Origin of the sequence: Aneurinibacillus terranovensis DSM 18919 (genome assembly GCF_000430625.1) — a bacterium.
In the GTDB taxonomy this organism is placed as follows: Bacteria; Bacillota; Bacilli; order Aneurinibacillales; family Aneurinibacillaceae; genus Aneurinibacillus_B; species Aneurinibacillus_B terranovensis.
In genome coordinates, this window is the sequence record NZ_AUMJ01000055.1 from 25,162 (window position 1) to 39,664 (window position 14,503).

Consider the following 14,503-nt stretch of genomic DNA (forward strand, 5'->3'; position numbering starts at 1 on the left):
TGTAACTACTAAACTGAATTTTTAATCAGCGGTGTCAAATAGGAGGGTTTCTTCCGATACTACTTATAAGGAGTACTGCATGAGAAAGGATGATTAAAGAATGCAGATCACGGATCGGATGTACGGAATGAATCAAGTTCCAACAACAGGGAAAGCGAATGAATTGCGCCAGGATCAGGTGGTAACCGCTAGCATAAAGCAAAAATTGTCTTCCAATGAAGCCGTGATTGATGTACAAGGACAAGAATATAAAGCAACCTTTGATCATGGGGTTCCGCCTGAACAGCAAGTTGATGTAAAAATTTTAGGACGTGATGGAGAGTCTCTTCAAGTACATACCTTATCAAATACGGAAAATCCAAAAGCGCAAAATTCTTCTGAATCAAGGATTAAATCAATTTTGGATGATTACGGTGTAAAAGCTACACCTGAGATGAAAAAAGCGGTTATGACGCTCCTTGCAAACCGAGTACCCATTTCAAAAGAGACCATGCAAAACGTTCAGGAAATTATACAGAAAGGCGAAGGTACGATCAATCAAAAGCTGGAAATATTGAATCTGATGGGTAAGAAACAAATCTCCATTACACCTAAAAGTTATGAATCGGTGTTTCGAACGCTTAATGGGCCGGCACTTGATCACATTTTAGAACAGCTTATAAAAGAAGCGCCTGATTCGCTACCACAAATATCGGGACAGCCCGGTGATAACCTTATTGTTAAACAAACAACTAATCAGAGGCCGGAGAATCAAGTACAGAACTCTGAATTGATCCAAAAATTGGCGCGGCTTGTTCTTGATATTCGCAACGTGGATACACCCCGGCCTTTAAGCCCTGTCACTGAAACTTTGGAACGGTTAGGGTCTGTTGTAGCCCTTGCCAATCAGGAGCTTGCTTCCGCTTTCGGGTTAATCGGGAATAGTAAAGGAGAAACTCAAAGTTTAACTCAGTGGGGTTCGCCCCCACGCAGTCCCAAGCAAATTGTAGCCGATCTTGTGCAAACCCTACGAAAGGCTGCCGCGGAGGAAGGGGTTTCCGATGAAGATGTACGTAAAATGGAACGGATTCTACAACAAGTCGAAGCGGAGTCTACCAGATTACCGAAGCCTAATAGAAGGACAGATTCCCTGACGTTACCAGATGATAATAGCCAAACACTTCAGCAGCATATGGTAAATGAGTTGAAAGATTTGGAACAAATGTTCATACAATCAGGAGAGAGAGCAGCAGCCCTTACGTCCGTACAAAGTGCAAATTTTGAACGGGTATCTCAATATATTCCGGATCGCCTTCGTGAGGTCGGCAGTGAATTTAACAAGATAAAGTCGGAAATTATTAATAATGTTTCACGTATGGGTCAGTTCCTGGAGAAGAATATTCCACAGGCCTCTTCCTATATTCAGCGGATTATCGAGCCTACCATTGAAATGGTAGATCGCCTTGTTACCAAAGGTGAATTTGCAATGTTTGCTGATATGGGGTTTGAACATGATGTACTGCGTATTAGTGGTGAACTTCAGCAGGTAAAGGGATTGCTGGAAAAAGGGAAGCAAGGGGAAGCTTTGCAGTCTTTTCAGCATATTCGTACCGAACTTGAAAAATTGAATTGGCAGCCGTCCTATACTAAAGTAGAGCGCGTTTTTTCTAAAATGACAGGTGATGGTTCCATGCAAAATCCATTTCAAGGATACGGGAGGGATTGGCAACAAGAAACGCTCTCCGGCCGAGGAGTTCAGGAGTGGATGCGCGGAATGGGTTTAAATCATGAGCGGGACGCTTTGGAATGGATGATACAGAGAGAAGGGCGAGAAGCCGGGCGGATGGATTCTCTTTCATCTCAACCTGGGAACGGTAAAGATGGTGGAGGCGGAATGCGTGAGGATGGACGCCCCCCGCAAAATTTTAAGTCCATGTTAATAGAAGGAATGGATAGCGCAGTTTCTATACGGGCGAAGGAGTTGATGGAGCAGGCGTTATCCAATGTAACCGGCCAGCAGCTCCTTTCTAAGCAAGAACCGGGAAACCCCGTGCAGTCATTATATGCACAAATTCCCCTTCCGTGGGAGGAAGGAACAAAAGCCGTGAAAGTTCATGTTCAATCCAGAACGAACGGTACACAGATGGATTGGGAGAACAGCAGTTTATATTTTCTCCTGGATACACCGAAATATGGCGAGACCGGAATCGGGATCACGGTCGTAAATCGGGAGATGGCTGTGCGCATTCAGAATGATCATCCGGATGTCCAGAAAGCATTTGAGCCCTACCTTCCTCGTTTAAAGGAAGAACTTCAAGGCATCGGTTACCGGATGAATGGCATAACATTCGGTTCGATTACAACTATAGACTCGAATGAATTACAGGGTAAAAATGTGCCGACCGTAGACGCTAAGGATGCGAGAACCAGAGCAATTAAACAGTCTGCACAGGAAGGGATCGATTTCTCTGTATGATCTATAAACATTTTCAACGAAATAAAAAACAGGGTATTCCAACCCAGGCTGCCGTGATTCGTTATGACAAAGAGAAGGAAGCTCCTACAGTTGTGGCGCAAGGGCGCGGCGAAGTCGCACAGAAAATTATTGTACAGGCAAAAAAACATGATATCCCGCTTCAGGAGGACGCCCTTCTATTAGAGAATTTGTTAGAACTTGATTTAGGACATAACGTTCCACCGCAGCTCTACCAGGTGGTAGCCGAGGTGCTGTTGCTTGTGCGGAGGGCGAATATGGGGGAAAATGGTTTGAAATCCAATCCTGTACGTTCCATCCTTCAGAATACGCCTTATTGGGAAGAAGATGAATTGAATGATAATAGAGAAGTGGATGACATTACTATTGAAGATTTGTTACGTATGATACGAAAGATATAAGCATAATCTTCTGTGAATCAAGTTTTATTGTACGACTTAATTTTTAAGATAATTTTCCGATATATAGTAATGAATAAAACATGTTGAGAATTATAGGGGGATTACCATGAAGGAGATTACTCTGCAGAATGTAGAGTTAAGTGATATCCATGATCGGCCCGAATTAATAACGTCCCTGCTTTATAAAAAACTGTTGCAAAAGATTGATGAAGCGATCATCGAGATAGATGATAAAAAGTTTGATAAAGCGAATTATTCTATGCAGTTATGCAATGACCTATTAACACGCCTTGGATTTGGGATAAAATATGAGGCGGGTATCATTGCAGATCGCTTGGAAATGCTTTATCAGTATTTGTTTGATTTAATCATTTTGGCTAATTTGAAAAAAGATACGGCATTGCTTTCCGAAGCCAAAAAAATTATCGGTGATTTAGATGAAGCCTGGGATATTGCGATGAAAAAAGAAAAAAGTGTTCCTTATTCATCCAAATCTCAAGCATGCACGCCTTCATTACCCATTAATCCTTATCAACAACGTGAAATTTTACAGGAAGCCTATGATTTGAAAAATACGAGGGAATAAATGTTGTTCTACTACAAAAATATTTAAGGAGTGTTATTTATGCGTATTAATCATAATATTGCCGCGTTAAATGCCTATTCACAATTAACTCAAAATCAAAATGCCACTCAAAAGGTTTTGGAAAAACTCTCCTCGGGCTTAAGAATTAATCGTGCAGCAGATGATGCGGCTGGCCTGGCTATTTCTGAAAAAATGCGTGGTCAAATTAGTGGGTTAGATCAAGCAAATCGAAATGCTCAAGATGGTATTTCACTGATTCAAACTGCTGAAGGTGCTTTAAATGAAACCCAAGCTATTCTACAGCGTATGCGTGAACTAGCTGTTCAATCATCCAATGATACTAATACGGACCAAGATCGACAAAATATCCAATTGGAAATGACGCAATTAGAAAATGGAATTGACCAGATTGGTAATACAACTCAATTCAATACCAAAAGCTTATTAGATGGTTCTATGGGGAAAAAAGTAAATGTAGCTGTTGCTAACATCAACACAAGTAATGTTATTAAAGATGCCGGTGGTGCAGCTACTCTTGGCAGCCTTGCTATAAATCTCCAAGACGCAAATGGTAACAGTCTTGGCATTGCTGTAGGCGATACTGTTACAGTTTCTTGGGTAATTAACGGTACTACTAAGTCTGCTAACTTGCTAGTTACAGGAGCCACTAAAGTTAGTGACATCGGTGCATTAGCTGCTGACGGTGCGCTTACAGTAAACGGTAACGGACAAATGGTTGAAACAGCCACTATTCCTGGATTAGCTGGTGCAGTTAATGGTTTTACAATTTCTGTTAAAGATTCTACAGGTAATACTCGTGAAGCTGCTACAAATGTTCTTTCTTCTTTCGCTGAAACTACAGCAGCTGAGGATGTTCGAGCTGATGGTAGTGCATCTCTCCAGGTCGGAGCAAATGGAAATGAAAACCTTATAATTGACATTAATGATATGAGAGCATTAGCTCTTGGGGTAAATGGACTTAAAGTTACCACACAAAATGAAGCCAATACGGCAATTAAAGTCATTGATACAGCCATTCAAAAAGTTTCTGCAGAACGTGCAAAACTTGGTGCATTCCAAAATCGATTAGACCATACAATTAACAACATAACGACTTCTTCTCAAAACCTTTCTGGGGCTGAATCACGTATACGTGATGCGGATATGGCGCAGGAAATGACCGAATTCACAAAACTCAACATCATCAACCAATCTGCCACCGCGATGCTTGCCCAGGCCAACCAGCTGCCACAGGGCGTACTTCAGCTACTTAAAGGATAACCACTAACATTCTTCTTAAACAAGCCAGCCAAATAAAACAGCCTGCGTCCGAAAGAAACGTAATTGGATGCAGGCTGTTTTGGTGTGTTCTCCAGCTCTTTTTTTACAGAGAGCTACTCGATGTATCAGTGGTTGCGCCGTTATTGGTGTTAGTAGCGCTGTTGTCGGTGCTGGTCGCGCTGTTGTCAGTGGTAGTAGCGCTGTTATTGGTGTTAGCTGTGCTGTTATCCGTGTTTGCCGTACTGTTGTCCGCTGCCTTTGCCCCGCGGTCCTTGTCCTGCCATGTTTGTTCAACCATCTTGGTCAGGCGCTCTTTATCCTTTTGCAGCAGCTTATTCAGTAAGTCGTCTTCGCTGACTCCTTTGCTGTTCGCAATTTGAACGAGAGTTTTTCCGGATTGTAATTGAGTGAGGACGTCTTGTGCGTTCATTCCCAGGACAGACGCGACATCGTTGAATGAGCCTTCTCGACCCTCGTGTTCTCCTCTAAAGCCAAATCCGCCTTTATTTTCTACCATCTTTTTCATTTGATTCGGCAGGTCCGCCTTCTTCTGATCCGCTTGCGCCTGTGTTAGTTTGCCAGCTTGTACGGCCTTGTCTAATCTTTGCGAAGCTTGATTTACCAGTAAATCAATCACTTGTTGTTCTTGTACTCCTTGCGCAGCGGCGATATCAGCCAGGGATTTACCACCTTTTACATCCTGCTGGAGCGTGGTGGCATCCAGCTTCAACAACGAGAGAAGTTCTTGATTGTCAAAATGGCCGGTGTGCTTGTGAGCGGAAGCTTCCTGCTTGGCCGCTGACGAACTTGAAGTGGAAGGGGAAGTTGTAATGGTGGCAGCGAAAGCAGAACTTGCCATGGCTACGGCAGCCACCCCGGCCATTCCAATCGAAGCGAAAGAAAATATTTTTTTCATAAGTGTACACTCCTTACAATGATGGTTTGCTTGGTACGGCTCTTACTTTAGATAAGATCGGTGAAAAAACGGTGAAATTTTTGCAGGGAAAGGTATTTTTTGTGAAAATAGAGAGGTGATATTGGTGGCCTAACCCATTAGAGGATTTTACTTATTTTTCACGAAGATTATTTACAATCGTTCGGAAGGAAAATCAAATTTTCATGGCTTTTCAGCGGCAGCCTTGATCTGAAAATCAGGAACTTTCACAGAAAAGAAACGTTAGTTTTTCATAAGGAGTGGTTTTTTTGAATATTTTATTGGCTGAAGATGATATGCGCCTCGGAGAACTGGTTGTTCATCTTTTGCGAAAAAAAGGAGGATACCAGGTAGAATGGGTAACGGAGGGAGATGATGTGTACGAGTATGCCACACAATCCCATTATGACGTACTTATTCTCGACTGGATGCTGCCTGGCGAAGAAGGGATTAGTATATGTGCGCGCCTGCGCAAAGAAGGGTATTCAGGGCCAATTATTATGTTGACGGCAAAGGACGCCGTTCAGGATCGGGTCACGGGATTGGACGCCGGAGCGGACGACTATTTGGTCAAACCGTTCGAGGTAGATGAACTTCTTGCGAGAATACGCGCGTTGGGCCGCCGCAATTATGCCCCGATTCAGGAGCAAATCGTTCAGCTGCAAAATATTATAGTCAATCTTACAAACCGCACTGTCTCGTACGGAGAAGAAGAAATTCTGTTAACACCACGGGAATTTCAACTATTGGATTTATTTATTCGAAATAAAGGGCAGGTTTTATCCCGGGAGGTCATCTATGACAGAGTCTGGGGGTATGATTCCGACGCGTCTATAAAAACTATCGATGCTACGGTTAAATTGCTTCGCAAGAAATTACACGGCCCCGGCCAAAAGGACATGATTCAGAGCATTCGTGGGGTGGGATACAAACTTGACATTTAAATGGATATCACGCATTCGTGATTGGAAAAAAGACCTGTTTATTCATACGCAAAATCGGCTCACCTTTCAATACAGCGTATTAATTACGGTTTTTCTTATGCTGTTCATCACTATTGTTTACTTTTTGGTCAATACAACCGTTTCATTTGAACAAAGGCTGCAGCTCCAATCAACGGCCGACCAGCAGGCGGATGGAATCAGAAGTGCCCTGAAAGACCGGTTACTTAGTCCGGAGGAGCTGGAGAATATAACGGGGAATCAGGAGAATAGCAACCAATTCTTCTATTATGTAGTGAGCCCAAATGGACAACTGCTGGTTGGAGAGGAAGCTATTCACCCGTTACGGCCGGATCTTTTACATCTTGTACAGGGATGGGTACCTGAAATGAACGAAATTCGCTTTGGAACGGTTATCGCTCACCCTCATGGACGTCACCATGGAGACGAAAAGCATCCGATTGATTTGATGATGACCGGGCGGGCTATTTATCAGGGGGATAAAGTAGTCGCGGTTTTTTATATAGGCAAGGACATTTCGTTTTATGATCAGTTGGTTCATCAACTGCTCGTTACGCTTGTTACATTAGGGATTTTATTTTTGGGAATTGCGTTTCTGCTTAGCTATTTTATGTCCAAACGCGCCATGGTTCCCATTCGAACATCGTTCAATCGGCAGCGGGAATTCGTCGCGGATGCTTCCCACGAGTTAAGGACTCCGCTCAGTATTCTGCACTCGTCTCTTGACGTTCTTGAGATGGAGGAAGGGGATTATATGTCGGAGTTTTCCCGAAACGTATTGTTTACGATGAAGGATGAAGTCAGGCGGATGACCAATTTGGTTGGTGATTTATTAACGCTGGCGCGTTCGGATTCCGGGGTGCCTGATCTTCGGTATGAAAGCTTTGATTTGATACCATCTGCGGAACAATTGGTTCGGTCTACGCAAACCCTTGCAGACTCGAAAAACATCCGGCTGCATTTACACACCCCCACAGCAATAACGGTGCACGGCGACCATGAAAGACTCAAACAATTGCTTTATATTCTGCTGGATAATGCGATCAAATACACGCCAAATGGGGGAGAGGTTACTCTTACTCTTTCCGAGCAAACGTATGATAAACAACCGGCTTTATGTATCGCCGTGCAGGATACCGGTGTGGGCATCCCGCTGGGGGAACAAAAACATATATTTGACCGGTTTTACAGAGTCGATAAAAACAGGTCCAGGCAAATGGGGGGGACAGGCCTCGGTCTGGCTATCGCCAAGTGGATTGTGGAAGCCCACCATGGAACGATTCAGGTTTCCAGTACGCCCGGGCAAGGAAGCACATTTACCGTCCTCATTCCTATCGTTCAGCAAAAAACGTAACGTCGTAATCCGTTGTGTTTTTTCGTTAGGGGTTTCACTCATTTTTCACTTTTCTTTTCTATAATGAAGTTCGTTGAAAAAAATGAAAAAGGTGGGAAAATGGGTGCTGGCAGCACAAAAATATTGGATACAAAATAAAAAGGAACGGATATCGATATTCATCGCGATAGGATTAGCGGTGGTCATTATTGTCTCGGGCATTTGGAAATATGCCCATATTGATCCGGGCGTATTCCATACCCGTCAATTTAAATTTTCATTTATGAATTACGGGTCGTTAGCTCGCATTGCACTTTTCGTGGTTTTAGCCTACTATGTAATTCTGCTCATTCTGCAAAAACGACTCCTGGACCAGTGGAATACATTGAAGAAATGGGTCATTTCATTGTCCCGGTTAGCCCGCAGACTGCACACTCCTATGGCCCTCATCGCTATTGGGCTAATCTGGGTTCACGTGATAGGAGCCTTTCTTTACGGTTTCAAATTGAATTTCTCCAACCTTAGTGGATTGCTGGCATTATTGGTTCTGCTGCCTGTGCCGGTATCCGGGTTGTTTAGATACCGCAGAATGGATCGAAAGTGGCATTTGCGCTGCGGAATAGCTTTTGCGGTGTTATTTTTGATCCATGCGTTTGTGTAATTATTATTTGCCATTCATAAAAATTCAATTTTATTAAGTGCTTTTTCATCGGGATAAAATGAGCGGTAAAAGATTGAGTGTTTTCAATCCTTTACCGCTTTTTCTCTATATTGCATTACTCTGCTAAACAAACTAAAAAAATTCCACCAATTCAATTTTTTCATTGTCAGCCTATTCTTACTCCTATATAATGAAAAAAAGATTCCTTTGTACATAAATCTTTATCGTGATAAAGAACTGTGTGTATAGAAGGAGAGAACAATCTTTACATCACCAGGAACAGCAAGTATGACAGCAATCAATATAGAGGGGGACAGGTCATGTACAGAAAGAAACTGAAAACAAAATGGCTTACTTTTATCACAATGGTTATTTTCACGGCCATGATGGTCACAGCCTGTGGAGGAAGTCAGAGTAACACAGGCAGTCAAAGTTCAGGCGGTGACCAGAAAGCCGCTCAAGGTAATGGCAGTGGGGCAGGAGCGAAGAAAACGATTCATGTTGGAACCGATGCTGCGTATCCGCCGTTTGAGAAGCAGGGTCCGGATGGTGTTCCGGTTGGTTTTGATATGGACATCATTAAAGCTGTTGCCAAAGTAAATAACTGGGACGTTGACCTTAAGCATACGGGATGGGATCCATTATTTGAGGCGATTAAAACCGGAACCCGCGATGTAGGAATTTCGGCAATCACAATCAAACCCGATCGTCAAAAACTATACGATTTTTCCGAACCGTACTTTGACGCCTACCAGCTTATCATGGTACCTGAAGATTCCAAGGTGACAAAAGCGGAAGATTTGAAAGGGTTGCGCGTAGGGGTGCAGAATGGAACGACAGGTGCCGACCTCGCGGAAAAAATCCTTGGCAAAGGCAGTCCGAATTTGAAAGGATATGACGATACTCCGTCAGCTGTAGAAGACCTTTATGCGAAGCGGGTCGATGCGGTGGTCGCGGATAATGGGGTGCTTAACGATTACCTGAGAACGTCCGGCAAAAAAGGCTTTAAAGTCGTAAAAGACCCGAAAGTACAGCCGGAACAGTACGGAATCATGGTGAAGAAAGGCAATAAAGAGCTCCTTGATGCGATTAACAATGGTTTAAAAACGATTAAACAAAACGGAACGTACGATCAAATCTATAAACAGTATTTCGGTGAACAGAAGTAATTGCGTTGATTATTCGTAGTAGTCACAAAATTTCACGTTCTTATGTAACGGTATTCAAGCGAATTTTTATCCGCTATAATGTATAAGACATGCAAAGGTGCGTTGCTTTTTTCAACGCACCTTTGATTCGCCTGAGGAAAAGTGAAAGACCATCAGACCATCTTGATAGAAGGGGCAGTGAATCAATGAATTGGGGCGTTATTTACGATTACCGGGATTTGTTTATCCGCGGTATCGGGTACACAGTTTTATTTACTTCAGTCGGTGTATTGTTTGGAGTATTGCTCGGACTTATATTTGGCCTTGGGCGGTTATCGAAAAACCCGATCCTGCGCTGGCCGTCTCTCTTATATATTACCATTTTTCGGGGTACGCCGTTATTTGTACAAATCCTGCTTATTCACTATGCCGTTATTCCAACAGTATGGTCGCTCTTTACGAATGGTGAGCCGCCATCTGCTGTCTTTTCGGGCTTTGTCGCTCTTTCCCTTAATGCAGGCGCTTATATTGCGGAAATCTTTCGCGCAGGTATTCAGTCGATTGACAGGGGGCAGATGGAAGCCGGGCGTTCGCTTGGACTTAACCATGGGCAGACGATGCGCTATATTATTCTGCCGCAGGCTTTTAAACGCATGATTCCACCGCTCGGAAACGAGTTTATTGCGCTGCTTAAGGATTCGTCCTTGCTCGCGATTATCGCCGCACCTGAGTTTGCTTATGCCGGCTACGCAACGGCGAAATCTACGTTTGCCCGCTGGGAATCCTACCTTACACTTGCCGCAGGCTATCTTGTGCTCACGCTGATTATTTCCCGGTTCGTCGCTTATCTGGAAAAGCGTTCTGCGACAGATTAACGCTCGAATTTCCATTGCATAGCCAATGAACTATCATTGAATTATTATCGAAATATCATCGAATATTGTTGTCGAAACCGCCCTTTATTCGTCGACAGGAATTATTTGACTTAAACTTCTGCCGAATGGTATAGTCAAAGCATGAGGGGGAACGCTCTCCTCATACTTTATTTCGGAAAGGGATGTATGAAATGCAAGGAAAAGTAAAATGGTTTAATGCTGAGAAAGGCTACGGATTCATTGAAAGAGATAATGGAGACGATGTATTCGTACACTACTCTGCTATTCAATCTGAAGGGTTCAAATCGCTTGAAGAAGGCCAAAGCGTTGAATTTGAAATTGTTGAAGGCGCACGCGGACCTCAAGCCGCGAATGTTATTAAGTTGTAATACGCATCACCTTTCCAAGCTGTAACGAATAAGCCTGTAAGGGCTTACGATAATAAAAGGTTGAATGATATACAACGATAACAACCCTCGGGAACATCCCGGGGGTTTTTAATGATCACTTATAGCTTCTCTTCTTCCCTTTAGCTTATTAATTCCTCTATTTCAATATCCCTTTCCACCTGTAAATCCACAAAACTTCCATCAGCTGCTCGAATCAACGGCCGCAGTGGTTCCTGCGCATTATGCAACACGATGGTGCCTTCTTTTCCATTCGAGAGGCTGATGTGGGCTCCGACATAGGACTCCAACACATAGGCGATAAAAGGAGTTACGAATTCGGGATTCATTTGTCCCGTATATTGAAGCCTGTCAAGAACTGAGGCGGCTTGAAAAGGCGAAACTTCTTTACGATAAGGCCGGTTCGAACAGAGAGCGTCGAATTTATCCGCAACGGCAACAATCTGGGCAAAAATCGGGATATTATGGTCAGTAAGGCCGAACGGATAGCCCGAACCATCGAGTTTTTCGTGATGGTAGAGAGCGACTTCCGCATAGGAATGTGGAATCGCCTCCAATTTTCGCAGCATTGAGTACCCATACTGGGTATGTTTCCGCATCGTCTCCATTTCCTCCCGTGTCAGGTCAGTAGATTTGTTTAGAATGGAGTCAGGTACCAGCATTTTGCCTATGTCATGAAAAAGCCCTGCTTCCCCAAGTTCTATGCACGTTTCATCCGGCAGGTTGATCAGGCGTCCGATGAGTGCGGAAAAAATTCCTACATTAATGCAATGGCGGAACGTATATTCATCTTTGCCTTTTAACGTTTGAAGCGGATGGAAAATGTAGTGATTTTCCAATAAACTTGCGATCATAGGCGAAAACCTGTGGGAAATCTCCTGTACATTTGGAACCTTTCGGCCTCGCGTTTCTTCAAATAACGTTTTGATACCGGAAAGAGTCTCTTTGTAGATATCCGCCATCGAAGGGTCATACGACCATACGGTATCGATTTCCTCCAGTAAATCTGCTGATATGTTTTGAAAGTCCGGATGTGAATCGCCGATGCTCACTTCAACGATATGATAACGAAGGAGTGTATCAATATCGGTTGCCGAAATAACTTTGCCGGCACCCAGAAGCAGAATGCCCTGTTCATTGTATATATCTTCCGCTAAAATCTCGTTGATAATGTGTTCAGATATTTTCACCTTCTTTATTTGCTTCATCCCGTCAACTCCTGTCCCCCCGAGGAAATTTCTTACTCTTATATATACCATATTATAGAATGATTAGGTTGAAAGGATCATAACTTTTTATTTATTTTTTCGAGATTATGATGAAAAAATTTGTCGGATAAAGAAGGATTATTGGAAGTGAAAAGGGAATAAATAAATATAGATGAAAGGAGGAGTATCCATATGCAATATAACGTTCGTGGCGAAAATGTCGAAGTAACTCCTGCATTGAGAGACTATGCTGAGAAAAAGGTAGGTCGTCTTGAGAGGTACTTCGAGAATACTTCCTCAATTATTTGCAATATAACATTACGAGTGTTGCGGGGTGAACAGACTGTAGAGGTAACCATTCCAATGCCTGGTGTGATTCTCCGGGCGGAAGATACACATAGTGATATGTATGCTGCGATTGATATCGTGGTTGAGAAGTTAGAACGACAAATCAGGAAACATAAAACGAAAATAAACCGCCGCCATCGTCAAACAGGTGGACTTAATCAGCTCTTTGCGGATGATGCACCAGTGCTTGAGCACGCCGGTGAAGCTGAGTCAGATGGTCTGGCGATTGTAAGAACCAAACGGTTTAACTTAAAGCCGATGGATGCAGAAGAAGCGGTCCTCCAAATGGACATGCTTGGACATAATTTCTTCGTTTTCAGCAATGCTGAAAATAACGAAGTGAACGTTGTATACCGCCGGAAAGACGGCCGCTACGGTCTTATTGAGCCGGAACGAGTCTAAGAGTAAGAGCTACACCCGCATAATCACATAGCCAACTATGTTGTTTCATGATATACTTATCAAAAAATAGCCGTGGCAACGAAGCCTCTGTCCTTACGTGACAGGGGCTTTTCTTTTATATTGCAGGCACAGAATGAAGGGGGCGTTCGAGTGAGCGAAGAGAAAAAACGGTTTATTCAGGAGTTTGTGCCGGGGAAACAGGTTACGCTGAGCCATATCATTGCGAACCCTGACCCGGATATGTTTGATAAACTGGGGATTCAGCAGGGAGGAGCCATTGGTATTCTTACCCTCACTCCGAGTGAAACGGTGATTATTGCCGGTGACCTCGCTACCAAATCCGCTAACGTATCGATTGGTTTTCTTGACCGGTTTACCGGCAGCCTTGTCCTGGTGGGAAATGTAGCGGAAGTCGGCATGGCAATGCAGCGGATTAATACATTTCTTTCAGAGCAGCTTGGCTACACACCGTCGGTGATTACGAAATCATAAAAGGAGGCCATTGATGAACAAAAAACACCGTGCAATGCTTATCGGCGCGATTGGTTCGGGAAAGTCGACCATGACCCACGCATTGCTTGGCCGGAAGACAGAAGCGGTCAAAACGCAATCTCTTATCTATTATGACTGGATCGTCGATACACCGGGTGAGTATACGGAAAATCCCCTGTTTTACAAGTCGATTATGGCCACCTCGCTGGAAGTGACTCACGTGTTATTTATCCAGGATGCGACAAGGCAGAAAACGATTTTTCCGCCCGGGTTTGCAACAGGCATACCCAAATTAATCATAGGGGTTATCACCAAATCGGAATCCCCGCAGGCAGATATAGACCGGGCAACCACGCTCTTACAGTATGCTATGCCGCGCGGGCCGATTGTAGCGGCATCCGCATTCACCGGACAGGGCATCGAAGACATTCGTCGGCTGGTTGCCTGCCGTTCCCTGCATGAAATGAGAGAGTACTGTCAGAAAACAAAATCAGAATATGTATTTCTTAGTTGAAAGTCTTTACAATTATCTGAAAATATAATATTATAAAAATATAAAAGAATAACGGAGTAGGCAAAGGCGCCTATCAACGATGGAATCAGAAATCATCTTGATAGAGCTTTTTTTTATGAATTAGCCGAGAACACTCGTGACTTCAGTCAGAAGCGCAAATACGACAATACATCCAAAATCAGAAAGTGAGGTGAAAAGCAATGTTAGTAAATAAAGCGTACAAATTCCGTATCTATCCAAACAAAGAACAAGAAGTCCTAATCGCTAAAACGATTGGTTGCAGTCGATTTGTGTTTAACCACTTCTTGGCGAAGTGGAATGAAACATACAAAGAAACGGGTAAAGGATTATCATACGAAGTATGTTCTTCCGAACTGCCGAACCTGAAAAAAGAGTTGCCATGGCTCAAAGAAGTAGACAGCATCGCCATTCAGTCGGCAGTAAAAAATCTTGCCGATGCGTACTCACGATTCTTCAA

15 protein-coding genes and 1 pseudogene are annotated in these 14,503 nt (G+C 43.4%); 14 read left to right on the forward strand and 2 right to left on the reverse strand.

The window, feature by feature from the left end:
* Window positions 1-100 precede the first annotated feature (100 nt).
* The 4 genes and pseudogenes from H525_RS0110460 (at window position 101) to H525_RS0110475 (ending at window position 4,741) form a co-directional block, all read left to right on the forward strand.
* On the forward strand, window positions 101-2,455 hold the full coding sequence (locus H525_RS0110460; RefSeq protein WP_027416170.1) for a flagellar hook-length control protein FliK: 2,355 nt from the start codon (window positions 101-103) through the stop codon (window positions 2,453-2,455).
* Window positions 2,452-2,718, forward strand: a pseudogene (locus H525_RS28540) (EscU/YscU/HrcU family type III secretion system export apparatus switch protein); the annotation flags it as partial. The gene H525_RS0110460 and the pseudogene H525_RS28540, both read left to right, overlap by 4 nt.
* Before the next feature lie 262 nt (window positions 2,719-2,980).
* Window positions 2,981-3,460: a flagellar export chaperone FliS gene (locus H525_RS23635; protein WP_051330960.1), complete on the forward strand. Its 480-nt coding sequence runs from the start codon at window positions 2,981-2,983 to the stop codon at window positions 3,458-3,460.
* A 39-nt stretch (window positions 3,461-3,499) separates the two neighbouring features.
* On the forward strand, window positions 3,500-4,741 hold the full coding sequence (locus H525_RS0110475) for a flagellin N-terminal helical domain-containing protein (RefSeq protein ID WP_027416171.1): 1,242 nt from the start codon (window positions 3,500-3,502) through the stop codon (window positions 4,739-4,741).
* A 103-nt stretch (window positions 4,742-4,844) separates the two neighbouring features.
* Here the strand turns inward: H525_RS0110475 and H525_RS23640 are convergent, their stop codons facing one another.
* The gene (locus H525_RS23640) at window positions 4,845-5,657 is read right to left on the reverse strand and encodes a hypothetical protein (RefSeq protein ID WP_051330961.1); all 813 of its coding nucleotides are present in this window, start codon (window positions 5,655-5,657) and stop codon (window positions 4,845-4,847) included.
* 287 nt (window positions 5,658-5,944) lie between these two features.
* On the opposite strand from H525_RS23640, the gene H525_RS0110485 reads away from it, so the two are divergent.
* The 6 genes from H525_RS0110485 (at window position 5,945) to H525_RS0110510 (ending at window position 11,043) form a co-directional block, all read left to right on the forward strand.
* On the forward strand, window positions 5,945-6,619 hold the full coding sequence (locus H525_RS0110485) for a response regulator transcription factor (RefSeq protein ID WP_027416172.1): 675 nt from the start codon (window positions 5,945-5,947) through the stop codon (window positions 6,617-6,619).
* On the forward strand, window positions 6,609-7,991 hold the full coding sequence (locus tag H525_RS0110490) for a sensor histidine kinase (protein WP_051330962.1): 1,383 nt from the start codon (window positions 6,609-6,611) through the stop codon (window positions 7,989-7,991). Before H525_RS0110485 ends, H525_RS0110490 begins: the two co-directional genes overlap by 11 nt.
* Before the next feature lie 103 nt (window positions 7,992-8,094).
* Window positions 8,095-8,631 (forward strand): hypothetical protein, encoded by a 537-nt coding sequence (locus tag H525_RS0110495; protein WP_027416174.1) that lies wholly within the window; start codon window positions 8,095-8,097, stop codon window positions 8,629-8,631.
* Between the two features lie 320 nt (window positions 8,632-8,951).
* Window positions 8,952-9,800: a basic amino acid ABC transporter substrate-binding protein gene (locus tag H525_RS0110500; RefSeq protein WP_035100646.1), complete on the forward strand. Its 849-nt coding sequence runs from the start codon at window positions 8,952-8,954 to the stop codon at window positions 9,798-9,800.
* Between the two features lie 185 nt (window positions 9,801-9,985).
* Window positions 9,986-10,654, forward strand: coding sequence for an amino acid ABC transporter permease (locus H525_RS0110505; protein ID WP_027416176.1), 669 nt, complete (start codon window positions 9,986-9,988; stop codon window positions 10,652-10,654).
* A gap of 191 nt (window positions 10,655-10,845) precedes the next feature.
* Window positions 10,846-11,043: a cold shock domain-containing protein gene (locus H525_RS0110510; RefSeq protein WP_027416177.1), complete on the forward strand. Its 198-nt coding sequence runs from the start codon at window positions 10,846-10,848 to the stop codon at window positions 11,041-11,043.
* A gap of 140 nt (window positions 11,044-11,183) precedes the next feature.
* On the opposite strand, the gene H525_RS0110515 is transcribed toward H525_RS0110510, so the two are convergent.
* Window positions 11,184-12,269 carry an HD-GYP domain-containing protein gene (locus H525_RS0110515; RefSeq protein ID WP_051330963.1) on the reverse strand — a complete coding sequence of 362 codons (1,086 nt, stop codon included), beginning with the start codon at window positions 12,267-12,269 and terminating at the stop codon, window positions 11,184-11,186.
* A 192-nt stretch (window positions 12,270-12,461) separates the two neighbouring features.
* Here H525_RS0110515 and hpf point away from each other — a divergent pair, with 192 nt between their 5' ends.
* The 4 genes from hpf to H525_RS0110535 all read left to right on the forward strand — a co-directional run.
* Complete coding sequence (gene hpf / locus H525_RS0110520; RefSeq protein WP_027416179.1) at window positions 12,462-13,019, forward strand: ribosome hibernation-promoting factor, HPF/YfiA family; 558 nt, start codon at window positions 12,462-12,464, stop codon at window positions 13,017-13,019.
* A 150-nt stretch (window positions 13,020-13,169) separates the two neighbouring features.
* Window positions 13,170-13,511, forward strand: a complete 342-nt coding sequence (locus H525_RS0110525; protein WP_027416180.1) for a BMC domain-containing protein — start codon at window positions 13,170-13,172, stop codon at window positions 13,509-13,511.
* Window positions 13,512-13,524: 13 nt separating this feature from the next.
* Window positions 13,525-14,025, forward strand: a complete 501-nt coding sequence (locus H525_RS0110530; protein WP_027416181.1) for a EutP/PduV family microcompartment system protein — start codon at window positions 13,525-13,527, stop codon at window positions 14,023-14,025.
* A 200-nt stretch (window positions 14,026-14,225) separates the two neighbouring features.
* The coding region (locus tag H525_RS0110535) for a helix-turn-helix domain-containing protein (protein ID WP_027416182.1) at window positions 14,226-14,503 on the forward strand (278 nt) is incomplete at its 3' end.